The sequence below is a fragment of the Thioalkalivibrio sp. ALE22 genome (genome assembly GCF_000381445.1).
GTDB lineage: Bacteria > Pseudomonadota > Gammaproteobacteria > Ectothiorhodospirales > Ectothiorhodospiraceae > Thioalkalivibrio.
The window spans coordinates 1-22,648 of record NZ_KB906512.1 but is presented as its reverse complement, the minus strand read 5'-3'; the positions used below and the strand labels follow the sequence as shown (position 1 = coordinate 22,648).

Sequence of the window (22,648 nt, the reverse complement as noted above, 5' to 3'; positions counted from 1 at the left end):
GGGTGCAGGCGGGTCTGCGTCCCCCTAAACAAAGATGAGCCCCAGGATGTAGATGGTGATCATCGCGCTGATGCCCTGCAGCAGCGTGGCGGTGGTGAACGCCTTGTACGCGGTGGATACCTTCATGCGGCTGAACTGGGTGACCACCCAGAAGAAGCTGTCGTTGGCGTGCGAGACGGTCATCGCGCCGGCGCCCACGGCCATTACGGCCAGCACCATGCCCATGGTCGAATCCAGGCCCAGCGACGCCAGCATCGGCGCGATCATGCTGGAGGCGGTGACCAGCGCCACGGTGGAGGACCCCTGGGCGGATTTCAGCGCGGCCGCGATCAGGAACGGCACCAGCAGACCCAGACCCAGCCCGCTGAGCAGGTCGCCCAGCTGGTCGCCGATCGGGGTCTCGCGCAGCACGTTGCCGAAGGCGCCGCCCGCGCCGGTGATCAGGATGATCGGCGCGGCCAGCAGGATCGCGTCCACCGTCATCTGGTGGAAGCGGTCCTTGATGCCGGCCCCCTTGATCAGCAGCAGCGCGAAGATCACGCCGATCGCCAGCGCCACCACCGGGGTGCCGAGGAAGATCAGGGCCGCGGCGAGCATGCCGGGGTCGCTATCGCGGGTGGCCAGCGCGGCCACCGAGCCGATGGAGATCAGTACGATCGGCGCCAGGATGGGCATGAAGGCGCCCAGGGTCGTCGGGCGATGCTCCAGCTTGATCTCTTCCTTCTCGATCTCCTGGCCAGTCGCTTCACTGATCGGGTCCGGTTCCAGCAGCTCGTCGTCGTTGGCCTTCGCGTAGCGGCTGGCCCACAGCCAGCCAACGGCGGCCGCCACCGCGGACACGAACAGGCCGACCAGGATCACCAGGCCCAGCGCATCGGCGATGCCGACATTGCTGGCGGCCGCGATCGGGCCGGGGGTGGGCGGCACGAAGTTGTGGGTGGCGAACAGGCCGGTGGCCAGCGCGACACTCATGGCGACCACCGAGATGCCGGCGGTCTTGGCCAGGGCATTCTTCAGCGAGTTCAGGATCACGTAGCCCGAGTCGCAGAACACCGGAATGGACACGATGTAGCCGATGATCGAGACCGTCAGGGTCGGGAAGCGGTCGGACAGGGTGCGGATGATCGCCTCCGCCATGACGACGGCCGCACCGGTGCGGTCGAGGATGACCCCGATGATCGTGCCCAGCGCGATCACGATGCCGATATAGCCCAGGGTGCTGCCGAAGCCGTCGTTGATGACGCTGATGGCCTCGCGCGGGGCGATGCCGCCGATGATCGCCATCACAAAGGCGGCGATCAGCAGGGCCAGGAACGGGTGCACGCGCAGTTTCGCCGTGGCGAACACCAGCGCGGCGACGACCACAATCAGTCCGATAATCAGCATGTCGCGTCCTTTCTGTTTTGGTTGTTCTGGGCCCCGCTCTGGAGTCTAGACGTCCCGTAGTGATCCCGCGCCCCGAGATCGCCAGCGATCTACAATGCGAACACTTTTCACCGTCGAGGGTTCCATCATGCATCGTGTACTCCGCTTTTCCGGGTGGCTGGTTGTGGGGCTTGCCCTGGTCGTTGCGGCACCGGCTGCGGCCAATCCGTACTCCGAATTGCAGGCACGCGAGATCAAGGCACTCTCCGCGCAGGAGACCGAGGATCTGCTGGAAGGGCGGGGTATGGGCATGGCGCTGCCGGCCGAACTGCATGGCTATCCGGGGCCGATGCATGTGCTGGAGGTGGCCGACTCGTTGGAGCTGACGCCCGAGCAGCAGCGCGAGACCGAGCGCCTGTTCGCGGTGATGCGGGAGCAGGCGCGCGATCTCGGCCGGCGCATTGTGGAGCGGGAGCGGGAACTGGATGCGCGCTTCGCGGAGGGCGGTATCAGCAGCGCGACCATCGAGTCGCTGACCGTCGAGATCGGCGAGCTGCGTGGTCGCCTGCGCCACCTGCATCTGTCCTACCATCTGGAGATGGATGCGCTGCTCGACGCGGAGCAGAAGGCGCGCTATCGGCAGGCCCGCGGCTATCAGGGCGAGTCCGAGAGCGAGTCCGATGGCTCGCCTGGGGCGCATTCTGGGGGCGGCCATCACGGTCATCATCCGGGGCATGAAGGGCACCACCACTGAGTGACTGAGTGGCCGATCCCTGCCCAGGAACTAACAGGGGGTCTCGTGTTCGACTGGGGAGGTGAACGGAGCGCGCGATGGAAGCCCTGAATCTGGATATACAACAGCCGGTGGTGGTGGAGACGGCCGCCATGTCGTGGAGCGGCAGCCGCGCCGAAGGTGTGGTGCGCAAGCCGCTGGAACGCGAGCTGGCGGAAGCGGGTCGCGCGACCAGCATTGTCCAGTTCCAGCCGGGAGCCCGCTTCCCGCCGCACACCCATGCGCTGGGCGAAGAGATCCTGGTTCTGGACGGCGTGTTCTCCGACGAGGCCGGGGACTATCCCGCCGGGACCTACCTGCGCAACCCGCCGGGTTCCCGCCACGCGCCGCATTCGGACCCCGGCTGCACCCTGTTTGTAAAGCTCGAGCAGTTCGCCCCGGAGGACCGCGACAAGATGGTGGTGGATACCCGTTCGGCGCCGTTCCAGCCGGGCATTGGCGGGTTGCGGGTCCTGCATTTGCACAGCTTCGGGACCGAACACACCGCCCTGGTGCACTGGCCGACTGGCGAGCACTTCCAGCCCCATCGGCACTGGGGCGGGGAGGAGATCCTGGTGCTATCCGGTGAATTCATCGACGAGCACGGGCGTTACCCCGCCGGCACGTGGATTCGCAGCCCGCACCTGAGCCAGCACAATCCCTGGGTGGAACAGGAGACCCTGATCTACGTGAAGACGGGGCACCTGTGACCCTTAGGCCCCGAGGACCGCGGACGCGCCCGTCTATGCTTCCAGTCAGAGGCCGGCGCCCGGTCGAGCCAACCCCGGCACCGCAGGAGCAGGCCGATGACGCAGCCCCACACCCGCCCGCACCCGACACGCGACCCGGCGTCCGATCCCCACCGCGCCCGCATCCGTGAGGCCTACACGGCCGACGAGGCGGCCGTACTGTGGGAGTTGCGCGGCGGCATCCGGATGGATGCCGAGGCCCGCGCCCGCATCGCGGCGGAGGCCGCGCGCATCGTCGAGCGGGTACGCGCCGAGACCACGCCGTCGATGATGGAGAGCTTCCTGGCCGAGTACGGCCTGTCCACCGAGGAGGGGGTCGGCCTGATGTGCCTGGCGGAGGCGCTGCTGCGGGTGCCGGATGCCGAGACCATCGACGAACTGATCCAGGACAAGATCGAGCCCTCCGACTGGGCGGCCCACCTCGGGCACTCATCGTCCCCGCTGGTGAATACCTCGACCTGGGCGCTGATGCTGACCGGCAAGGTGCTGAACGACGATCCGCAGCGCCCGGCCGCCGCCCTGCGCGGCCTGATCCGGCGTGTCGGCGAGCCGCTGGTGCGCACGGCCGTCGCGCAGTCGATGAAGCTGCTCGGTCGCCAGTTCGTGCTTGGCGAGACCATCGCCCAGGGCATGCGCAATGCCCGCGAGAGGGAACACGAGGGCTACACCTATTCCTACGACATGCTGGGCGAGGCCGCGCGCACCGATGCCGATGCCCGCCGCTATCACCAGGCCTATGCCACGGCGATCGCCGAGATCGCGAACCAGGCGCAAGGCGACGTGCGCTCCAGCCCCGGCATCTCGGTCAAGCTCTCCGCGCTGCACCCGCGCTACGAGTACACCCAGCGCGCGACGGTCATGGCGGAGCTGGTGCCGCGGGCGCAGGAGCTGGCGCGTCAAGCCGCGCGCGCCGGCATCGGGTTCAATATCGACGCCGAGGAGCAGGACCGTCTGGACCTGTCGCTGGACGTGATCGAGGCCCTGCTGGCGGACCCGGAGCTGGAGGGCTGGGACGGCTTTGGCGTGGTCGTGCAGGCCTACGGCCGCCGCGCGGCCCCGGTGATCGAGGCGCTGTATGCGCTGGCGCAGCGGCTGGACCGGCGCATCATGGTGCGTCTGGTCAAGGGCGCCTACTGGGATACCGAGATCAAGCAGGCCCAGGAGCTGGGCGTGGAACGCTTCCCGGTCTTCACCCGCAAGGTCAACACGGATGTCAGCTACATCGCCTGTGCGCAGATGCTGCTGGACCGGCGCGACCGCATCTACCCGCAGTTTGCGACCCACAATGCGCACACCTGCGCGGCGGTGCTGGCGATGGCCGGAGACGCCCGTGACGGCTTCGAATTCCAGCGCCTGCACGGCATGGGGGAATCGGTGCACGCGATCGTCAAGGCGACGGCCGGCACCCGCTGCCGCATCTACGCGCCGGTGGGGGCGCACCGCGACCTGCTGGCCTATCTGGTGCGGCGCCTGCTGGAGAATGGCGCCAACAGCTCGTTCGTCAACCAGGTGGTGGACAGCAGCATCCCGCCCGCGGAGATCGCGCGCGATCCCATCGCCGACCTGGACGCGCTGGGCGACGCCGTGGCCAACCCGGCCATCCGTGACTCGGTCGATCTCTACCGGCCACAGCGACAGAACTCGCGCGGGTACCGCGTCAACGAGCCGGCCTCCATCCTGCCGCTGCTGGCCGCGCGCGAGGCGTTCGCGCAGACGCAGTGGCAGGCCGCACCCATGCTGGTGGAAGGTCACGCGGCGCAGGGCGCGCCGCGCGTTGCGGTCTCCCCCGCCGATCCCGGTGCCGTGGTCGGCGAGGTCCGCGAGGCCACGGCGGCGGAGGTCGAACAGGCGCTGGACACGGCCCTGTCCGGGTTCGTCGACTGGTCGGCGCACCCGGTGACGGCGCGCGCCGATCTGCTGCGCGCGATCGCGGACCGCTACGAGGAACATGCCCCGGAACTGATCGCACTGGCCAACCGCGAGGCCGGGAAGACCGTCTGGGACGGCATTGCCGAGGTGCGCGAGGCGGCCGATTTCCTGCGCTACTACGCGGGCGAGGCCGAACGCCTGGGGCAGGAGGCGGAGCTGGAGCCACGCGGCGTGTTCGTCTGCATCAGTCCCTGGAATTTCCCCCTGGCGATCTTCACCGGGCAGGTCGCCGCGGCCCTGGCCATGGGCAATACCGTGGTCGCCAAGCCGGCTGAGCAGACCCCGCTGATCGCCGCCCGCGCGGTCGAGCTGATGCGTGCGGCCGGTCTCCCGCAGTCGGCCCTGCAGCTGTTGCCGGGCGATGGCCCGACGGTGGGCGGGCCGCTGACCGCCGACCCGCGCATTGCCGGGGTCTGCTTTACCGGTTCCACCGAGGTCGCGCAGCGGATTCACCGCAGCCTGGCGGACAACGCCGGGCCGGATGCGGTCCTGATCGCGGAGACCGGCGGGTTGAACGCGATGATCGTGGACAGCTCGGCGCTGACCGAGCAGGCGGTGCGCGACATCCTGGCCTCCGCCTTCCAGTCCGCCGGGCAGCGCTGCTCGGCGCTGCGCATGCTCTACGTGCAGGACGAGGCCTACGACCGCCTGCTGGAGATGCTGCAGGGCGCGATGGACGCGCTGAGCATCGGCGATCCCTGGCAGCTGGCGACCGACGTCTCGCCGGTGATCGATGCCGAGGCGCAGGCGGATATCCGCGACTACCTGCGGACACAGGAGGAGCAGGGGCGGCTGCTGAAGTCCCTCCCGGTACCGGAGCACGGCCGCTTTGTCGCACCGTCCATCGTCCGGTTGTCCGGGATCGGCGAGCTGGAGCGCGAAGTGTTCGGGCCGGTGCTGCACGTGGCGCGCTTTCGGGCCCGCGAGCTGGATGCGGTGGTGGATGCCATCAACGCCCGCGGCTATGGTCTGACCTTCGGTCTACATACCCGCATCGACGACCGCGTGCAGCAGGTGGTGGAACGCCTGCGCGTGGGCAACCAGTACGTCAATCGCAACCAGATCGGCGCCATCGTCGGCTCGCAGCCGTTCGGCGGAGAGGGGCTCTCCGGCACCGGGCCGAAGGCGGGCGGGCCGCTGTACCTGACGCGCTTTGCCCGTCGCACGTCCATTGCCGCGGAGCGGCCGGACCCGCCGGAGGCGGGCGCGCAGGCGGAATGGGTGGCCCCGCAGCGCCTGCAGCAGGCCCTGGATGCCCTGGACGGGAGCGATTGGGCCAAGCGCACCGACCGCATGCACCTGCTGCGCGAGGCGCTGCCCGAGCGCACGGGTCTGCTACGCAAGGCCCTGGCGGAGACCGCGGCCTTCGACACCAGTCCGCAGACGCTGCCGGGTCCGACCGGCGAGAGCAATCGTCTGCGCCTGTATCCGCGCGGTCCGGTGCTGTGCCTGGGGCAGGGTGCGGAGATCGCGCTGGCGCAGGCGGTGCAGGCGCTGGGGGCGGGCTGCCCGGTGATCATGCTGGCGCCGGGGGCCGAGCGCGCGGCGCGCGCGCTGCACGGGAAGGGCGTGCCGCTGGTCGGGATCGACGGCGCGCTGGAACCGGACGCACTGGCCGCGCTGGAGGGGCTGGTCGCGGTGGCCGCAGCCGGCGTGAGCGACTGGACCCGAGCGCTGCGTCAGGCGCTGGCACAGCGGGACGGGCCGATCGTTGCGCTGGAAACCGCCCTGATCGCGCCCGAACGCTTTGTGGTGGAGCGCCACCTGTGCATCGATACGACGGCCGCCGGCGGCAACGCCAGCCTGCTGGCGGCGGCCGACTGAGCAGAGCGTGAGGATCACGCCGCACTGACGACGCGAGGCCGCCGGGCGGCACGGCGTCCTCTACACTTGATCGAGACGCGACCGAGTACCACAACAACAAGGGCCATCGGCCTGATACGAGGAGACGCTCCATGGAGATCAACATGCCGATGCCCACCCTGGTGACCTTTGCCGCCTATCTGGCGGCGATGCTGATCCTCGGGATTGCGGCCTACCGCACGACCACCACGCTGTCGGACTATGTGCTCGGCGGGCGCCGCCTGGGACCGGGGGTGGCCGCACTGAGTGCCGGGGCCTCGGACATGAGCGGGTGGCTGCTGCTGGGGCTGCCCGGTGCGGTCTACGTGTCCGGCCTGTCCGAGTTGTGGATCGGGGTCGGGCTGGTGGTCGGGGCGCTGCTGAACTGGCTGTTCGTGGCCGGGCGCCTGCGCCGCTTCACCGCGCTGGCGAAGGACTCCCTGACCATCCCGGACTTCCTCGAGAACCGCTTCGAGGACCGCACGCGTATCCTGCGCGTGGTCTCCGCGATCGTGATCCTGGTGTTCTTCACCCTGTATATCTCGGCCGGGCTGGTCGGGGGCGGTCTGCTGTTCCAGAGCTCGTTCGGCATGGATTACGAGACCGCCGTGTGGGTCGGCGCCATCGTGATCATCAGCTACACCTTCCTGGGTGGCTTCCTGGCGGTCAGCTGGACCGACTTCCTGCAGGGCATCCTGATGTTCCTGACGCTCCTGGTGGTGCCGATGTTCGCGGTGGTGCTGGTCGGTGGCTGGGGCAGTGTGCAGAGCGAGGTCGCCGCCGTGGATCCGACGCATGTGCAGGTGCTGCAGGGCATGACCTTCCTCGGCATGATCTCGCTGCTGGCCTGGGGGCTGGGCTATTTCGGCCAGCCGCATATCCTGGCGCGCTTCATGGCGCTGCGCTCCGAGCGCGACGTGCCGCGCGCCACGCTGATCGGCATGACCTGGATGGTCCTGGCCCTGATTGGCGCGGTGGCCACGGGCTACATGGGGATCGCCTACTTTGCCGACGCGCCGCTGGCGGACGGCGAGACCGTGCTGATCGAGCTGATCCGCGCGCTGTTCAACCCGTGGGTGGCGGGCATCCTGATGGCGGCGATCCTCGCCGCGATCATGAGCACCATCGACTCGCAGCTGATCGTCTCCGCCAGTGCGATCACCAACGACTTCTACCGCGGCATCCTGCGCACCGAGGCGGGGGCGACCGAGTTGGTGTGGATCAGCCGTGCCGCCGTACTGGGCGTGTCGCTGGTGGCCCTGCTGCTGGCGATGGCGCCGGAGGCCGGGGTGCTGGACCTGGTGGCCTACGCCTGGGGCGGCTTTGGCGCGGCCTTTGGCCCGGTGATCATCCTCGCGCTGTACTGGTCGCGGATGACGCGCAACGGGGCGCTGGCCGGCATGGTGGTCGGCGCGGTTACCGTGATCCTCTGGAACCAGGCCGAGGGCGGGCTGTTCGACGTCTACGAGTTGCTGCCCGGCTTTATCTTCGCGACCGTGGCCATCGTCGTGGTGAGCCTGCTGACCGGCAAGCCTTCCGCCTCGGTGCAGGAGCAGTTCCGGCACTCGCGCCAGCAGCCGCTGGAGTAGTCACGTCGCCGAGGGCAGCCGGCAGATGCTGGCGGCGTGTGCCCAGTCGCGGGCGAGGGCCCGTTTTGCGGCGGGGCTGTAGCGCTTGATGCGCAGCTCCATGCGCAGCGCCTCGCCACGAGAGGCAAAAGGCCGCGCGGCGAGCAGCTGCCTGGGCCGGTGCATCCGGGTGAAACGGGCACCGCGGCCGCTGCCATGGGCCGCCATGCGGGCGGCCAGGCGCGGTGTCACCCCGGTGTAGATGCGCCCACCCGCGCATTCCAGCAGGTAGACGAACCAGGCCCCGGCGTGCTGGCCGGTCTCCCCGGGTGTGGGAGCGGGCGCGGGCGCGCAAGCCACGGGCACGGCTTCGGTCAGCGCCGCTTCTTGCGGCGCTTGCGGCCTACCTTGATGCGCTGCAGGGCGTGCTGCAGTTCGGATCTGGCCTCTCGGGGTATCGAGGCCGATCCGCGCAGTTGCAGCCCCTGCTGGCGGCGCACGGCGGTCAGGCGACCGTGCTGGATGCCGTAGCGGCGAACCACGTCCCGTACCGTGTGCTGGAACGACTTTGGCGGGTCGCCACGGCGGACCCGCGGCTGTCCGTCCTCGATCTCGATGCTGAAGATGATGCTGACCTGCCAGATCAGCACGGCACCGGCTGCCAGTAGCAGCGCGATCATCAGTAGCAGGGCCAGCAGCATGCAGGTGTCTCCTTCCTTTGCCCAAGCGGGCCGCGCGGTACGCGGTTTGCGGTCCTCGCGGCCGTCGGCCGCGTGCCCATAGTGTCGGTCCCGGGCCGCCGGAACACCACCCCCGCCAGGGCAGCATGCCGGCAACCCGGTTCCGGCGGACCGGATCGTGCTTGCCGATCAATGCAACCCGGACGCGGGGCCGGATGGCGCACGCGGCGCGCCATGGGGCGCCCTGGCCGATCAGCGGCAGGGCCTGGCATGGTCCCTGCTTTTCCACCGGTCCGAGCCGGGACTCGCGTTCCGGAAGTGCACACTGTCCGCTACTAGCGCCGGACGGATGAAACCCCAGGAGCCGAGCCATGCTTGACGGAATCGGAGCCAGCGCCGCATTCAATCGTCCCCAATACGGGAACACACCCGGTGGTCAGGGTAATGGGCAGTCCCCTGCCCATGCCGCTGCACAGTCGACGCAGGAGGCGCGCACTGCCAGCGGGCAGGAGACCCGGGCCAACCCCGCAGATGCCCCGCATGCCCAGGGCCCGGCACAGGCGCCCGCCCTGTCCGCACCGGCCATCCAGGTGCTGGCCACGTCGAGTACAACGTCGATCACAACGGACAGCGCCCCCATGGGCGCGATGGCCCCGGCGGCGGGCCTGGCCAGCTTTGCCGGTTCGGCTGTTGCGCCGGGCGTGCAGCCGGCGTCGGTTGACGCGGCTGCCGGGTTTGGCGAGACGCTGCAACCCGACGGCACACTGGATGCTACCGATCCGGCCAATCGGGGTTCGCAGGTGGATACCGAGATCTGACCCGGACGCCCGGGTCGGCCCCGGTTCCGCTGACCTGCGCGGCGTAATCGAGAGCATCCTGTGGCGCAACTCTCGCGGGTACCGGCCCCGGTAGTCAGGGCAGCGGGATGAACTCGTGCTCGTCGCCCGGGACCTTCGGGAAGCGGCCGTCCTGCCAGTCCTGCTTGGCCTGTTCGATGCGCTCGCGGCGGCTGGAGACGAAATTCCATTCGATGTGGCGCTCGCCTACGGGGGCGCCGCCTACCAGGGCGATGGTCGAGGCCGTGGTGGTGTTATCCCGTCGCGCGCATGCCGCCGCCACCGCCACCGCCGCCGCCCGGCGGGGGTGTCCAGACGTTGCGAAAGGCCTGGTGTGTCTTCTTTGGGAGATCGCGGGAGAAACGCAGCTGCACGCCGGCGTCGGTGCGCACGGCGGTGATCCGGCCGCGCTGCAGCCGGAACTGGCGCGCGACCTCCTCGCAGCCGCGCAGGAAAGCGGTCGGCGGTTTGCCGCGCCGCACGCGGGCCGCACCATCGCGCAGTTCCACCGCAAACACCTGCCGTGCATGCCAGAGCATCAGCGCCAGGCCAAGGCCCAGCAGGGCGAACATAATGAGCGGGGTGAGCAGCATCACGAGTAATGGCGTCGGACGAAAGGTGAACGGGGGTTCAGTGTAGCGCACGCCATTCATGCCCCTGCCGCGTGTCGTTTCAAATGGGCGCGGGCGGGCGCTGCCCTCAGCGTTTCAGCATCTCGTCCAGCGGGCGTCGCGGCGTGGGGTGGGGCGTGCCGTCCGGGCGGCCGAGCGCGAACAGCAGTTGTGGCTGGCCCCCGCCCAGCAGTTCGGCCAGTTTGGGGCGCCATTCTGTCTGCTGGATCGGCTGATTCAGATAACGGGCGCAGAGCCCGTGCCGCGTGGCCTCAAGCAGTACGCGCTGCAGGGCCTGCCCGGCCGTCAGCCACTGCATCGGGCCCTCGATCCCGGTGCCCAGTGCCAGCAGTACCGGTGCGGCCCGGGCCGCGCGGGCCTCGTCCCGGGCCATTACTCGGGCGGATACCAGGTGGCGCACGCTCCAGCGGGTCAGACCACCGCTCAGGCGCCCGACTGGCAGCCCGTCGCCATGGGAGGGCGCGCGCATCCAGTGCGCCAGCTCGCGGCGCCAGGCGGGGTTCTTCCACTGCGCCGCCGTCGCCGCCCGGACCCGCTCGGCGACTTCCCCGCGGCATTCCGGGTCCGTGATCGGACGCAGCCAGGCCCCTTCCTGGCGGGCGGCCTGTACGAGGGTGGCGATGATGTCCGCGGAGGGTTGGTCCGGCCGAAAACGGCCGCGCCAGGAATGGCGCGCGCCGATCCACTCCCGCAGGGGTGCCAGCTCCTGCCGGTCCGGCCCGCTGTGGTGCCCGGTCAGCAGGCGCACGAACGGGCCGCTGCCCGCCTGTTCCGGGCGTACGTTCAGGCCCTGGCCGTCCGCGGCGGCGGCCATGCGCAGGTTCAGCACCGCGCAGCCACAGCTGATGATGCGCTCGCGCCCGGTCGGGTCGTTCACGGGCAGCGAGCGCGCCGGATCGGTCCAGACCTCGACCCCTGCGCGATCCACGCGGAACCGCCAGGGCTGGGTGTTGTGCGAAGAGGGCGCCTGCCCGGCCAGGCGCAGCCACTCGCGGATGACGGGGTCGATCTCCATGTCGCCAACATACCCCCGCCCAGCGCAGCTGGCGACTGTTGCCGGTGCAGCCGCAAGCAGATCACGACGCTGTGCCTGTCCCGCCCGGGCTGCCGGCGGTGATAGGTCGTAATTCAGGGGTTACAGCGATCAGCCGATTAGCCGTCGGTACAAGGCGAAGTCGGCATCGAGGTCGGGGTCTGTTTCATCCAGTGGCGGTGCGCATTGCCGACCCGCAGGTCAGCAAGGTTGAGTCCTTCATGATCGATCTCCGGGCGACACCGGTGCCGAGTCCCTTGAGAGTCTCGATGTGGGGGTATCCAGAGGGTTCAGCCACCAGATGGTGAACAGCAGCAGAGCGGTGGAGATGGGGTACATCGCGAGGCTCATGCCGGTGGATGGTATGACGATTGCGGCCGGGAGGCCCGCTACCAGCCCGGCCTTGATGGTCAGCGGCACTTTGCGCAACGGCCGGTTCATCAGACTGGCGCCTGTATAGAGGGCGATCCAGCCCCACAGCCCGGCGATTGCGGCAAACAGGCTCCTTGCTTCAAAGATGATCCGGGCGCGGGTGAAGTCTTCTTCGTGGATTCCCCGGTCCCGCGCCAGGTGCGAGGCATCGTCGAAGACCGAGCCGAGTCCCCACGCCGTAGAGAAATAGCCGCTGCCCAGCCAGAACAACCAGGCCAGGAACCAGAGAAAAATCACGCTGGAGACGCCCAGTAACACAAGCATGGCGGCCTTCAGGCCCAGTTTCAGGATTCTCATGGCTTACCTCTGGATGCGCTCAGGGCGTTACGAATGGGCGCCCGGAATACGAATGGGGCGCGGACCGCGTACGGCATCAGCAGCGGGAGGCCGAACACCAGCATCCGTTCGAGCTGTGGAGGTGTCCCGTCGGGCATACCCCGGACAGCCAGGAAGAACACCGGGAAAGGGGCAAGCAGGGCAAGGGCCGCGTAGAACACCCGTGTATCCGGGTGTGCGGGGGCACGGGCTCCGAGGATGATCAGGGCGAATAGGGCTGCGTAAACGAAAAGAAAAAGCAGAAACCACGTAAACAACGCTAGTGTGAACATGGGTGGTTACTCCCTGCCTTGTGGCGTGGCCGAGGCATCCGGAAGCGCGGTGTGCATCTGGATCCAGGGTGCCCCGAGACGCCCCGGGTACTCCTCCAGGAGCAGCCGGTCACCCTCGCGTACCGATCGGTAGAGCGCACCTCCGACCTTTACCCCGTATCCCCGTTGGGGGCCGTCCCATCCGTCCACGCGCAGGTAACGGCGAGTGCCTCCCCGGCTGCTCCTCATGGTGGTCTTTTCCTGCACCTCCACCACGTATTGGGCGGGTGCCGCCTGGTCGAACGCCATGTTCACTTCGCGCAGCAGGCCGTAGCTGGTCATCAGGGCACCCAGATAACCTGCCAGGGCCAGCTCGAGCAGGACCAGGTGCGTTCGTGACGTCCGGCCGAGCAGCGCAATGCTCAGCGCCATCAGCGAGCCGACCACGACGGTCGCGAGAGTGAATGCAAGCGACAGGAGACCTGTCGCACTGGCAGGGGCAGGCAGGGGCGAAAACATGATGGGGGCCAGCAGCGCCGTCCCGCCCATCAGCAGGGCCGTACTGGCACCCGCGAACAGCGCCGCCTTCCATGCAAATGGCTCCCTGCGGCCGCGTACCGCGGCGGGAACCTCCGCCTCCAGTGCCTCGGCGATCTCGCGCAAGCCTGGGACGAATGCCCGGGCGAGCACGATCGGTCTTGGTTTCTTGCGCCGCCTCGGCGATTTGACCTCCACCCAGATCCGTTCGCGCCGAACCCGGAGCTGGCGGAACCGAACATCTTGCTCTTCGCATTGTTCGAGGAGGCGCAGCATTCGTGCCTGTGTCGTGGCGCAACCCGTGAGGGCGCGGCAGAGGCTTTGCTGGTCCGTGACCAGGTAAAAGGCCCGGTCGAACGCTCGGTTTCCGGTGCGGCAGGCCACGGAGAGGCCAATGGCCGTAAAAGGGTAGTCCCACCAGCGTCGAGCCTTGACGCGAAGCTCGATATCGGGGGCCTGGTCGAAGCCGATGCGTTGCAAAGGGGCGCGACGGCTTCCGGTTTCCTGCTCGCTGTAAAGGGCGTCCTCGGGCGGGTTGCCCATTGGTGTTCCGGTGTACGGGTTGTTGAATGTCAGGGCCTGCAATTTCCAGCGGTCCTCCATCCTGTGTCGGTAGCCAATGACCGCCATTCCGATCATCGTGACCAATCCAGCCAGCATCCACATCCGCACGTCCCTTGTGGCAGTGTGTGAGCGCGAACCCGTCGGGCCCTACTCGGTGTCGCTCCGGGGTGAGCTGCCCGGGTTCCATTCCGCCTGCATCGCGAACAGATCGACCAGTGCCCGGGCATTCGGATCGTCACAGCCGTGTTGGTCGATGCGCCGCTTCACCTGGGCCTGGATGTCTTCCTGGCCGCGAAGCAGGGTCGCCGCGATCTGCTCTTGGGTGGCTTCGGGGTGCTGGTCCTCCAGCGCCATGACGGAGCGCAGGTAGACCATCTGCTGATTAGCCAGAAACGCGATCATCTGATCCTCTTCGACTTCCGTGCAGCGCATGGCGGCCGTACCGGCGGCGACGAATTGACTCAGGATGGTCAGGATCTCGGGTGGTTCATCGGCCTCAGCCGGGGCCATCAGCCCCAGCAAGAGCAACCATCCGAGCGTTGCGGCCCCGATGGTCGAAGCGCAAAGGCGGTGCGATCGCGTACACGAGGCAAGGCCCGGGCGGGCCGAATTGCGGCGGGTCTTCTTCATCGTTTCCCTCCCTGGAAACATTGCCAACACCCTTGATCGGGTGTGCCCCTAATCTAGGGAAATGCGGATTAATGTGCACGCACGCGCTCGAGTCGCTTTTGCGTGCGAACAAGGCGCGGTGACTGCCGTGCAGTCATTCTGCACAAAGGAGCCGCAACGCCGTGCGCGCTCAAAAGCGGCCGAGCCCCTGCTTTCAATGGTTTGTGGGGTTGGCACCCCAGGTTCCCCGATCCTGCGTTGCGCCGCTTACGGGTAGAACCACTACCCGCTACGCGACGCGCCTTGTCTCGGAAAACCTGGGGTGCCAACGCGTGCGTGCACATTAATCCGCATTTCCCTAGATGCCCGCTGCGGGCCTGTCACCCCTTGGATTGCCCGCGTGCTGATGGGGGGTATGGGGGCGGACAGGTTGCCCCGGCCAGGCCGGGCGCGGGCTGCCGACGCTACAGCGTGTGGCCGGTCAGGTGCTGGTAGAGGGCGAAGCCGGCGTCGCGATCCTGGCAGCGCAGGATGGCGGCGCGGCCGGGGGTGGACGGGTCCGGCTGCAGATTCACACCGGCTGCCTCGGCGGCTTGGAAGTCGGCGTCCCGCAGTTCGATCTCGCCGAATACCGAGATGACGAAGCCGCCGGGGATCGGCGGGGGCGGGGTAAAGGGTTCGTTGTCGGCCAGTGCCACCCAGGCCGGGATGAACGCCGGGCCGTAGAAGTCGAAGAAGCCGTTGGAGCCGCGCAGGTGGGCCTCGATCGGTCGCCCGCCAATCAGCTCGATGTTGCAGATTCCGCTGTAGCCGGTCAGGTTGCGCCGCACCCAGTCGGCGATCCACGGTTCCACCTCGGGCACGGCGGCGCCGACCTCCCAGTAGATCGGGCGCGCGGCGTCCTTCTCGTCCGAGCCGCGGGTGTGGGCGAACCAGCGCACCTCGCCGTCCTCCACCAGGCAGTCGGTGCTGGTGTGGGCCCCCTCCAGGCGCTGGCACCAGAAGCTGCCGGGCTCGGCCGGCACCTCGCCGGCGGCGACGGCGCGGGCATCCAGCCCCATGCCGGCGAGGTTGGTGATCGGCTTCACGAACACCGTGTCCGCCGCGTCCAGCCCCAGGTCCGTGGGCGCGACCCCGCAGGGCGCGGCGGTCAGGCCCGCATCCAGGGCCAGGCGCAGCTTGTCGTAGACATGCCGATGCGCGGGGTTCAAGCGCCAGGCGGCGGCATCCGACACCGCCACCTCGCGACGCGGCTGCGGCCGGAAGAGGTGCCGGCGCTCGGGCAGAACACCAACGAAGGGCACGGTCAGCCCGCCTCCGGCAGGCGTTGCTCGTGCCCGGCGTGCAGGCGTTCCACCTCGCACAGCAGCGACTTGAACGCGGGGAAGCCGCTGATCGGGTCGAGGTTGCGGTCGTCGGTCAGCTCGTTGACGTTGGCGTGGTTCCAGCCGTGCTGGCAGTGCGCCACACCGGGCTTGATGCGGTCGGTGACCTTCGCCACGAAGGCGACCCGCCCGCGCGGCGAGCGCACCTCCACGGTGTCGCCATCAGCGATGCCGCGCGCCGCGGCATCCTCGGGGTGCAGCTCCACCAGCGGCTCCGGCATTGCCCGGCGCATGCGCTCCAGGTACTGGTGCTGCGAATGGGTAGCGTGCTTGTGGCGCGCGCCGCTGGTCAGCACCAGCGGATAGTCGCGCGCCAGCTCCGGCGTGGAAACCGGGCTCTCGGCCGGCTCACGCCAGACCGGCAGCCCGTCGTGCCCGGCCTCGCGCAGCTCGGCGGCGTCGAACTCCACCTTGCCGCTGACCGTGCGGAAGCCGTGCAGGCGGTACTGGCGGTCGCCCTCCTCGAAGCCGTGCTCGACCATGTCGTCCAGCGCCTTGGCGAACACGGTCACGCCGTCCGGGTCGTTGTACACCTGCTCGCGGATGGTCTCGGGGATGCCCGCGGCGGCCTCGGCCCAGCTCGCCTCCAGATCGCCGTTCCAGAACTGCTCCGCCATCCCCAGGCGCACGCCCAGCTCGAGGAACACCTCGGCGTCGGCGCGTGCCTCGCCGCGCGGGTCCACCGCCTGATGCCGGTAACGCAGCTCGCCCCGGAAGTTGCAGCCGGGATAGGCGATCAGCGCCGGGCGCTCGAGGCTGGTGGCGGCCGGCAGCACGATGTCCGCCATGCGCGTGGCCGGGTTGTGGAAGAAGTCCGACACGGCGAAGAAATCCAGCGCCCCCAGCGCCTGTTCCATGCGCTTCGAGTTCGGCCACATCGCGGTGTTGATGCCCATCGCCAGCAGCGAGCGCACCTGCTGCGGCCGGCCGTCGAGGATCGCGTCCGGCAGCAGCATGCTCTGCGCCGCCGGCCAGTGGGCCGTCCACACCGGGAAGGTCTCGTCGCCGATGCGCGGCGGCAGGTTTTCCCTGCAGTGGTCGAACAGGTCGATCGGCTTCGGCGTGACCTTGTCGTTGAAGAAGCGGTTGCCGCCCTCGCGGTCGATGTTGCCGGTGACCGCCGCCAGCAGGGTCACCGCGCGGTGATTCTGGAAGCCGTTGGAATGCTGCACGGTGGCGGTGGGCGAGAGCATGATCTGCGCCGGGGCGCGGGTCGCGTAGAGCTCGGCGGCGCGCTGCAGATCGGCCGCCTCGATTCCGCAGATCGCCGCCACCCGCCCCGGCGGGAATTCGGCCACGTATTCGCGGAAGGCCTCCACCCCGTTGCCCCATTCGTCGAGGAAGGCCTGGTCCTGCCAGCCGTTCTCGAAGATCAGGTAGTGCATGCCCAGCGCCAGCGCCCCGTCGGTGCCCGGACGGATCTGCAGGTGCACCTCGGCCTGCTCCGCCAGCGGGGTCACGCGCGGGTCCACCACCACCGTGGCGCAGCCGGGGCGTGCCGCGGCCAGCGCATGCTGATGGAACGGCGGGATGGACCCGCGCGGGTTGGTGGACCACACCAGCAGGCAGCGGGTCGCATCCGAGGCCACGGTGGAGGAGGTCTTGATCTTGGTGCCGAAGGTCACCTCCTCCGCCACCTTGGTCGAGGAGAAGCAGCAGCCGCTCTCGGTCAGGTAGTTGGGCGAGCCGAAGGCATGCGCCAGGCGCTGCAGCTGCGGGCGCGCCTCCTTGGTATAGCCGGCGAAGAACGCGGCCGCCGGGGCGCCGTGCTCCTCGCGGGTCGCGCGCAGGCGCTCGGCGATGGTGTCCAGTGCCTCGTCCCAGGAGATGCGCTCGAACTCGCCGCTGCCGCGCGGTCCGGTGCGCCGCAGCGGGTACAGCAGACGTTCGGGATGGTTGCGCCGATCCAGCTGGACGTAGCAGCGCGGACAGTCGGGGCCGTCGATCTTCACCGGCTCGCCAGCGTTGTCCAGGGTCACGTCGATCGCGCAGTTGGCGTCGCACTCGTAACAGGTACTTTTTACACTCGCCATCGGGCGATGTTCCTTGTTCCGCGGGCAGTCCCGGTTGCTGAAGGCCGATTATGCCGGTAGCCGGCGAGCACTCGTGAACAACGCCTGGAATCGCGGGGCCACCGCTGTATGGGGCGGTACGCCTGGCGTTGGTTGAGGGTACGATGCGACCCGGGCGGCGATCGATATCAAGGGGGCGCGATGAAAGGGGAATCGGACGGCGCACAGGGGCTGGAGGAACTCGCCCGGCAACTGGAGTCGTTCGTCGAGGCGCGCGACCGGGTACGGTTCAATTCGCCCAAGAACCTTTCCATGGCACTGGCGGGCGAGGTCGGCGAACTGATCGAGCATTTCCAGTGGCTGACTCAGGAACAGTCCAGCCACCTGTCCGCCGAGACCCACGAGGCGGCGCGCCAGGAGATCGCGGACGTCCAGATCTACCTCCTGCTGCTGGCCCGCAAGCTCGATATCGACCCGGTCGAGGCCGCCAGCGACAAACTGGAGATGAACGCCCGGAAGTATCCCGTCGAAAAGGCCCGCGGCAACGCCCGCAAATACTCTGGCCTGTAACCCGTGCCACCCAGCCACTGTCTGTGAGACAGCCTTGGGCGACAGCCACGGTGGAGCTAAACGCCGCAGGAGCGTGCTTGCGCGCGAAATCCCTGCCAAAGTCAGACGCAGGCCGGGGCTTCGCGTGCAAGCACGCTCCCACAGAGGCGTGCCCCGTCATTGCGAGGCCTCGCAGAGGCCGTGGCAATCGGCCGGAGCGGCCCGCGAGGTGTCGGTGTGGCGATGAACCACTCTCGACGCACGCGAGCGCAGGCGGATGTACGCTTGGGGTCAGCCACGGGCATCGTGGACAGGAGGTGATCGCGATGGATTGGAGCCAGTGGCGACCGTTCGGCCGCGTGCCGGAGATGAGTCCGGAGGATCTGGCGCGGGCGTTGGAAAACGCCGAGGTGCAGTTGCTGGATGTGCGTACCGGGGTCGAGCACCGTCGGAGCCGCATCCCGGGTGCCCGCCATCTCCCGATTACGCGGTTCTCCGAGGCGGCGCTGTCCGGCCTGGAGCTGGATCGCGGACGCCCCGTGGTGGCCATCTGCCTCAGTGCACACCGCAGCATCCCGGCCGTACGCAAGCTGCGGGCGCACGGCTACGATGCCCGTCAGCTTCAGGGTGGCATGTTCGCCTGGTGGCGGGCCGGGCTGCCGTGCGAACGAGGCCGCACGGACGCCGGGGAATGAAGGCCGTCCGGCGCGGCCCTTTCGGTCAGGAACCGCGTTTCAGTTCCGTTCGCTGCGGGCGGCCGACCCCGGACACTTCAATCGGCGTCATCATCGTCCTGCTTGCCGCCCGGGGTGACGGTGCGTCCCACCGCCCCGGCGGTCTTGCCGGTGGCCTTTACGGTTCCGGTTGTGACACTGACAGCGGCGCTCCCGGCAGTGCCGGCAACCTTCACGGCGGTGCAGCCAGTCGCCAGCGGCAGGATGACGGCAAGCAGCAGGAGCGGGCGGGCGTAGACAATCATCGGCGGAAGCCCTTGTTGATGGTTGCCCACAAGGGTACGCACGACATGCCCGCAAGGCCATGGCCGGCGCGGACAGGCGCTTCGGCCCGGCGGCTGTGCGACGGCATCGCGATCCCGGCCTGGCCGTGACCAACCGGCCTTCCGCAGAACCCGAAGGCATGCCGGTGGTCTGACCGTGGAGACCCCGTGGAGATGTGTCATGTCCCGTTTCGCGCCCCTGTTCGCCGCTCTGTTCCTGGTGCTGCCGATGGCCTGTGCAAGCGCCACGGAGCCGAATACCGAAGCCCTGTTCCATCACGAGCTGGGTCGCCTGCATTCGTCTGAAGTGATCAACCTGCAGGAGCGTTTCCAGGGGCAGCCGCTGCTGATCATCAACACGGCCAGCCATTGCGGTTACACCGACCAGTTCGGCGGTCTGGAACAGTTGCACCGGGACTACCGGGACCGGGGGCTGAAGGTGGTCGGCTTCCCTTCCCATGACTTCAATCAGGAGGCCGACGACGAGGCCGAGACCGCCCGGGTGTGCTTCGAGAACTTTGGCGTCACCTTCGACATGTTCAGGCCGATTGGCGTGCGCGGCGCGGATGCCCATCCGATCTTCCGCGAGCTGGCGCGCCAGGCCGACGCCCCGCGCTGGAACTTCTACAAGTACGTGGTGGACCGGGAGGGTCGGGTGGTCGCGCATTTCCCCAGCCAGGCGGGCCCCGGCTCCGCCGATCTACGCCGCGCGATCGAGAGCATCCTGTAACCGCACGCGCTGTGCACTCGCCCGTGGAGCGATAGTGACGGGCTATCCCGATCATGGTGAATCTCAACTGGCACCAATGACTCGGGCGGCCTACCTTCAGGGATACACAAACAGCACGCCGTTCTCCGGCTGCAGCCGGGAAGAGACGGAGAAGGCGTGCGGTCCCTCACGGAAGCCGGCCATCACGAAAGGATAGTGGCTTCCCGAACACGAACACGCTCTACGCAGCGAACAAGGAGAAGGATATGGGTGAGCATCAGAACATGGGCAAATGCCCGGTCATGCACGGCGGCGAGACGGCCGCTGGTCACTCGGTGATGGACTGGTGGCCGGAATCGCTGAATCTGGACATCCTGCATCAGCATGACCGCAAGACGAACCCGATGGGCGAGGACTTCGACTACCGGGAAGAGGTGCAGAAGCTCGACTTCGAGGCCCTGAAAAAGGACATGCACGCGCTGCTGACCGAGAGCCAGGCGTGGTGGCCGGCCGACTGGGGACACTACGGCGGGCTGATGATCCGCATGTCCTGGCACGCGGCGGGTACCTACCGGATCGCCGATGGCCGGGGTGGCGGCGGCACCGGCAACCAGCGCTTCGCGCCGATCAACAGCTGGCCGGACAACGCCAGCCTCGACAAGGCGCGCCGCCTGCTGTGGCCGCTCAAGAAGAAGTACGGCAACAAGATCAGCTGGGCCGACCTGATCATCCTGGCCGGTAATGTGGCCTACGAGAACATGGGCCTGAAGACCTTCGGCTTTTCCTTCGGCCGCGAGGATATCTGGCACCCCGAGAAGGACACCTACTGGGGCGCGGAGAAGGAGTGGCTGGCGCCCTCCGACGAGCGCTACGGCGACGTCGAGAAGCCCGACACCATGGAGAACCCGCTGGCGGCCGTGCAGATGGGCCTGATCTATGTGAACCCGGAAGGCGTCAACGGCAAGCCCGACCCGCTGAAGACCGGCGAGCAGGTCCGCGAGACCTTCGCCCGCATGGCGATGAACGACGAGGAGACCGCGGCGCTGACCGCCGGCGGTCACACCGTGGGCAAATGCCACGGCAACGGCGATGCCGGCGCGCTGGGGCCGGAACCCGAAGGCGCCGATGTTGAGGAGCAGGGCTTCGGCTGGAAGAACCCCAATATGCAGGGCAAGGCCACCAACGCCATCACCTCCGGTATCGAAGGCGCCTGGACCAAGAACCCGACCCAGTTCGACATGGGCTATTTCGAGGCATTGCTCGACCACGAGTGGGAGCTCAAGAAGAGCCCGGCCGGCGCCTGGCAGTGGGAGCCGGTGGACATGAAGGAGGAGGACAAGCCGGTCGATGCCACGGACCCCTCTATCCGCCATAACCCGATCATGACTGATGCGGATATGGCGATGAAGATGGATCCCGTCTACCGCAAGTACATGGACGCCTTCCGCAAGGACCCCGAGTACTTCAAGGATTGCTTCGCCCGCGCCTGGTTCAAGCTGATCCACCGCGATATGGGCCCGAAGACCCGCTACATCGGGCCGGACGCGCCGCAGGAGGACCTGATCTGGCAGGACCCGGTGCCGGCCGGCAACACGGACTATTCCGTGGAGGCCGCCAAAAAGAAGATCGCCGCGAGCGGGCTGAGTATCGCCGAGATGGTCGCGACCGCCTGGGACAGCGCCCGTACCTTCCGTGGCTCCGATATGCGCGGTGGTGCCAACGGCGCCCGCATCCGCCTGGCGCCGCAGAAGGACTGGGAAGGCAACGAGCCCGAGCGCCTGGCCCGCGTGCTCAAGGTCTACGAGCAGCTCTCCGCCGAGACCGGCGCTAGCGTGGCCGACCTGATCGTGCTGGGCGGCAGCGTGGGCATCGAGCAGGCGGCCCGGGCGGCCGGTCACGATGTTCTGGTGCCGTTCATCCCGGGCCGGGGTGACGCCAGCGCCGAGATGACCGACGCCGACTCCTTCGAACCGCTGGAGCCGCTGGCCGATGGCTTCCGCAACTGGCTGAAGAAGGATTACGTGGTCAAGCCGGAAGAGATGCTGCTCGACCGCGCCCAGCTGATGGGCCTGACCGCGCCGGAGATGACCGTGCTGATTGGCGGTATGCGCGTGCTGGGTACCAACCATGGTGGTAGCAAGCATGGCGTGTTCACCGACCGCGAAGGGCAGCTGACGAACGACTTCTTCGTCAACCTGACCGACATGGCCTACGCCTGGCAGCCCGCGGGTAACGGCGTGTACGAGGTGCGCGATCGCCAGAATGATCAGGTGAAGTGGACCGCCAGCCGCATCGACCTGGTGTTCGGCTCCAACTCCATCCTGCGCAGCTACGCCGAGGTCTACGCCCAGGACGACAACCAGGAGAAGTTCGTGAAGGACTTCATCACGGCCTGGACCAAGGTGATGAACGCCGACCGCTTCGACCTGGAGCAGTTCCAGCAGTAAGCACGGCCCGAGCCGGGCGGTTCGCCCGGTTCAGATCCATAGGCGCCCGGGGTTTTCCCGGGCGCTTTTTTTGTTGCGCAGGGTGGAAGCTCTCGGCGTAGGCCCTGACACCCGCCGGATCCGGCGCCCGGGCTGTCCCGGGAGATCGCCACGTCGCTGCGCTCCTCGCGATGACGGTGCTTCACTGGCCGTCATCGCGAGCTCCCGCGGGGGCTGCGGCCATCCGCAGGTCGTCCCGGGCTCCGGCCGGCATGATCGAGGGTAGTAGTGTGCTGAGTTGTGTGCAGAAGCTGGCAGGAGGTGAGCGGCCATGGTATTCGGGTTGGTTAGCGACCACCTGAACCCCTCAAGGAGGGCGAGACCATGACCACTCACAAGAGCCAGGCTACTGCGGATCGCACGTCACTGCGAGCG

General features: G+C 68.2%; 20 protein-coding genes and 1 pseudogene. 9 read left to right on the top strand and 12 right to left on the bottom strand.

Going from position 1 to position 22,648, the window contains the following annotated elements; translation table 11 throughout:
* Positions 1-24 precede the first annotated feature (24 nt).
* On the bottom strand, positions 25-1,386 hold the full coding sequence (locus F793_RS0111945) for a GntP family permease (protein ID WP_018865726.1): 1,362 nt from the start codon (positions 1,384-1,386) through the stop codon (positions 25-27).
* Positions 1,387-1,513: 127 nt separating this feature from the next.
* Between F793_RS0111945 and F793_RS0111940 the strand changes: the two genes are divergently transcribed.
* The 4 genes from F793_RS0111940 (at position 1,514) to putP (ending at position 8,246) form a co-directional block, all read left to right on the top strand.
* Entirely contained in the window at positions 1,514-2,119 is a 606-nt protein-coding gene (locus F793_RS0111940) for a Spy/CpxP family protein refolding chaperone (protein WP_196799897.1), read from the top strand.
* A 77-nt stretch (positions 2,120-2,196) separates the two neighbouring features.
* Positions 2,197-2,847: a cupin domain-containing protein gene (locus tag F793_RS0111935; protein WP_018882770.1), complete on the top strand. Its 651-nt coding sequence runs from the start codon at positions 2,197-2,199 to the stop codon at positions 2,845-2,847.
* Between the two features lie 96 nt (positions 2,848-2,943).
* Positions 2,944-6,639, top strand: coding sequence for a bifunctional proline dehydrogenase/L-glutamate gamma-semialdehyde dehydrogenase PutA (gene putA, locus F793_RS0111930; protein WP_018882771.1), 3,696 nt, complete (start codon positions 2,944-2,946; stop codon positions 6,637-6,639).
* A 131-nt stretch (positions 6,640-6,770) separates the two neighbouring features.
* Complete coding sequence (gene putP / locus F793_RS0111925; RefSeq protein ID WP_018879772.1) at positions 6,771-8,246, top strand: sodium/proline symporter PutP; 1,476 nt, start codon at positions 6,771-6,773, stop codon at positions 8,244-8,246.
* Here the strand turns inward: putP and F793_RS0111920 are convergent, their stop codons facing one another.
* Both F793_RS0111920 and F793_RS0111915 read right to left on the bottom strand, forming a co-directional pair.
* The gene (locus F793_RS0111920) at positions 8,247-8,585 is read right to left on the bottom strand and encodes a GIY-YIG nuclease family protein (RefSeq protein WP_018878065.1); all 339 of its coding nucleotides are present in this window, start codon (positions 8,583-8,585) and stop codon (positions 8,247-8,249) included.
* A 14-nt stretch (positions 8,586-8,599) separates the two neighbouring features.
* The gene (locus tag F793_RS0111915) at positions 8,600-8,926 is read right to left on the bottom strand and encodes a DUF3634 family protein (RefSeq protein ID WP_018865732.1); all 327 of its coding nucleotides are present in this window, start codon (positions 8,924-8,926) and stop codon (positions 8,600-8,602) included.
* A 350-nt stretch (positions 8,927-9,276) separates the two neighbouring features.
* On the opposite strand from F793_RS0111915, the gene F793_RS14180 reads away from it, so the two are divergent.
* Positions 9,277-9,723 carry a hypothetical protein gene (locus F793_RS14180; RefSeq protein WP_231366539.1) on the top strand — a complete coding sequence of 149 codons (447 nt, stop codon included), beginning with the start codon at positions 9,277-9,279 and terminating at the stop codon, positions 9,721-9,723.
* A 94-nt stretch (positions 9,724-9,817) separates the two neighbouring features.
* Here the strand turns inward: F793_RS14180 and F793_RS0111905 are convergent.
* From F793_RS0111905 to F793_RS0111865, 8 genes and pseudogenes are all read right to left on the bottom strand, one after another.
* Positions 9,818-9,991 (bottom strand): annotated as a pseudogene (locus F793_RS0111905) (pirin-like C-terminal cupin domain-containing protein); the annotation flags it as partial.
* A 4-nt stretch (positions 9,992-9,995) separates the two neighbouring features.
* Entirely contained in the window at positions 9,996-10,334 is a 339-nt protein-coding gene (locus tag F793_RS0111900; RefSeq protein WP_038037188.1) for a DUF3634 family protein, read from the bottom strand.
* Positions 10,335-10,440: 106 nt separating this feature from the next.
* Positions 10,441-11,388, bottom strand: coding sequence for a nitroreductase family protein (locus F793_RS0111895; RefSeq protein WP_018865736.1), 948 nt, complete (start codon positions 11,386-11,388; stop codon positions 10,441-10,443).
* A gap of 237 nt (positions 11,389-11,625) precedes the next feature.
* The gene (locus F793_RS0111890; RefSeq protein ID WP_018878064.1) at positions 11,626-12,135 is read right to left on the bottom strand and encodes a hypothetical protein; all 510 of its coding nucleotides are present in this window, start codon (positions 12,133-12,135) and stop codon (positions 11,626-11,628) included.
* Between the two features lie 317 nt (positions 12,136-12,452).
* Positions 12,453-13,628: a hypothetical protein gene (locus F793_RS0111880; protein ID WP_018878062.1), complete on the bottom strand. Its 1,176-nt coding sequence runs from the start codon at positions 13,626-13,628 to the stop codon at positions 12,453-12,455.
* Positions 13,629-13,673: 45 nt separating this feature from the next.
* The gene (locus F793_RS13415; protein WP_038035519.1) at positions 13,674-14,156 is read right to left on the bottom strand and encodes a hypothetical protein; all 483 of its coding nucleotides are present in this window, start codon (positions 14,154-14,156) and stop codon (positions 13,674-13,676) included.
* A gap of 443 nt (positions 14,157-14,599) precedes the next feature.
* Positions 14,600-15,439, bottom strand: coding sequence for a hypothetical protein (locus tag F793_RS0111870; RefSeq protein ID WP_018882774.1), 840 nt, complete (start codon positions 15,437-15,439; stop codon positions 14,600-14,602).
* A 2-nt stretch (positions 15,440-15,441) separates the two neighbouring features.
* The gene (locus tag F793_RS0111865) at positions 15,442-17,553 is read right to left on the bottom strand and encodes a molybdopterin-dependent oxidoreductase (RefSeq protein WP_018879775.1); all 2,112 of its coding nucleotides are present in this window, start codon (positions 17,551-17,553) and stop codon (positions 15,442-15,444) included.
* A 180-nt stretch (positions 17,554-17,733) separates the two neighbouring features.
* On the opposite strand from F793_RS0111865, the gene F793_RS0111860 reads away from it, so the two are divergent.
* Entirely contained in the window at positions 17,734-18,102 is a 369-nt protein-coding gene (locus F793_RS0111860; RefSeq protein WP_018879776.1) for a nucleotide pyrophosphohydrolase, read from the top strand.
* A 305-nt stretch (positions 18,103-18,407) separates the two neighbouring features.
* Positions 18,408-18,776: a rhodanese-like domain-containing protein gene (locus F793_RS0111855; protein ID WP_018878058.1), complete on the top strand. Its 369-nt coding sequence runs from the start codon at positions 18,408-18,410 to the stop codon at positions 18,774-18,776.
* Positions 18,777-18,853: 77 nt separating this feature from the next.
* Here F793_RS0111855 and F793_RS0111850 read toward each other — a convergent pair whose 3' ends face one another.
* Positions 18,854-19,060, bottom strand: a complete 207-nt coding sequence (locus F793_RS0111850; protein ID WP_018867937.1) for a hypothetical protein — start codon at positions 19,058-19,060, stop codon at positions 18,854-18,856.
* Positions 19,061-19,259: 199 nt separating this feature from the next.
* Here F793_RS0111850 and F793_RS0111845 point away from each other — a divergent pair, with 199 nt between their 5' ends.
* Together F793_RS0111845 and katG are read left to right on the top strand one after the other, a co-directional pair.
* Positions 19,260-19,808, top strand: a complete 549-nt coding sequence (locus F793_RS0111845; protein ID WP_018867938.1) for a glutathione peroxidase — start codon at positions 19,260-19,262, stop codon at positions 19,806-19,808.
* Positions 19,809-20,053: 245 nt separating this feature from the next.
* Positions 20,054-22,234, top strand: a complete 2,181-nt coding sequence (gene katG / locus F793_RS0111835) for a catalase/peroxidase HPI (RefSeq protein WP_018882775.1) — start codon at positions 20,054-20,056, stop codon at positions 22,232-22,234.
* Positions 22,235-22,648 lie beyond the last annotated feature (414 nt).

What these genes read in the sequence shown, in the direction of transcription:
- F793_RS0111945 (WP_018865726.1), bottom strand. Translation starts at nt 1,386, where the DNA reads ATGCTGATTATCGGACTGATTGTGGTCGTCGCCGCGCTGGTGTTCGCC.
- F793_RS0111940 (WP_196799897.1), top strand. Translation starts at nt 1,514, where the DNA reads ATGCATCGTGTACTCCGCTTTTCCGGGTGGCTGGTTGTGGGGCTTGCC.
- F793_RS0111935 (WP_018882770.1), top strand. Translation starts at nt 2,197, where the DNA reads ATGGAAGCCCTGAATCTGGATATACAACAGCCGGTGGTGGTGGAGACG.
- putA (WP_018882771.1), top strand. Translation starts at nt 2,944, where the DNA reads ATGACGCAGCCCCACACCCGCCCGCACCCGACACGCGACCCGGCGTCC.
- putP (WP_018879772.1), top strand. Translation starts at nt 6,771, where the DNA reads ATGGAGATCAACATGCCGATGCCCACCCTGGTGACCTTTGCCGCCTAT.
- F793_RS0111915 (WP_018865732.1), bottom strand. Translation starts at nt 8,926, where the DNA reads ATGCTGCTGGCCCTGCTACTGATGATCGCGCTGCTACTGGCAGCCGGT.
- F793_RS14180 (WP_231366539.1), top strand. Translation starts at nt 9,277, where the DNA reads ATGCTTGACGGAATCGGAGCCAGCGCCGCATTCAATCGTCCCCAATAC.
- F793_RS0111900 (WP_038037188.1), bottom strand. Translation starts at nt 10,334, where the DNA reads ATGCTGCTCACCCCGCTCATTATGTTCGCCCTGCTGGGCCTTGGCCTG.
- F793_RS0111895 (WP_018865736.1), bottom strand. Translation starts at nt 11,388, where the DNA reads ATGGAGATCGACCCCGTCATCCGCGAGTGGCTGCGCCTGGCCGGGCAG.
- F793_RS0111890 (WP_018878064.1), bottom strand. Translation starts at nt 12,135, where the DNA reads ATGAGAATCCTGAAACTGGGCCTGAAGGCCGCCATGCTTGTGTTACTG.
- F793_RS0111880 (WP_018878062.1), bottom strand. Translation starts at nt 13,628, where the DNA reads ATGTGGATGCTGGCTGGATTGGTCACGATGATCGGAATGGCGGTCATT.
- F793_RS13415 (WP_038035519.1), bottom strand. Translation starts at nt 14,156, where the DNA reads ATGAAGAAGACCCGCCGCAATTCGGCCCGCCCGGGCCTTGCCTCGTGT.
- F793_RS0111865 (WP_018879775.1), bottom strand. Translation starts at nt 17,553, where the DNA reads ATGGCGAGTGTAAAAAGTACCTGTTACGAGTGCGACGCCAACTGCGCG.
- F793_RS0111860 (WP_018879776.1), top strand. Translation starts at nt 17,734, where the DNA reads ATGAAAGGGGAATCGGACGGCGCACAGGGGCTGGAGGAACTCGCCCGG.
- F793_RS0111855 (WP_018878058.1), top strand. Translation starts at nt 18,408, where the DNA reads ATGGATTGGAGCCAGTGGCGACCGTTCGGCCGCGTGCCGGAGATGAGT.
- F793_RS0111850 (WP_018867937.1), bottom strand. Translation starts at nt 19,060, where the DNA reads ATGATTGTCTACGCCCGCCCGCTCCTGCTGCTTGCCGTCATCCTGCCG.
- F793_RS0111845 (WP_018867938.1), top strand. Translation starts at nt 19,260, where the DNA reads ATGTCCCGTTTCGCGCCCCTGTTCGCCGCTCTGTTCCTGGTGCTGCCG.
- katG (WP_018882775.1), top strand. Translation starts at nt 20,054, where the DNA reads ATGGGTGAGCATCAGAACATGGGCAAATGCCCGGTCATGCACGGCGGC.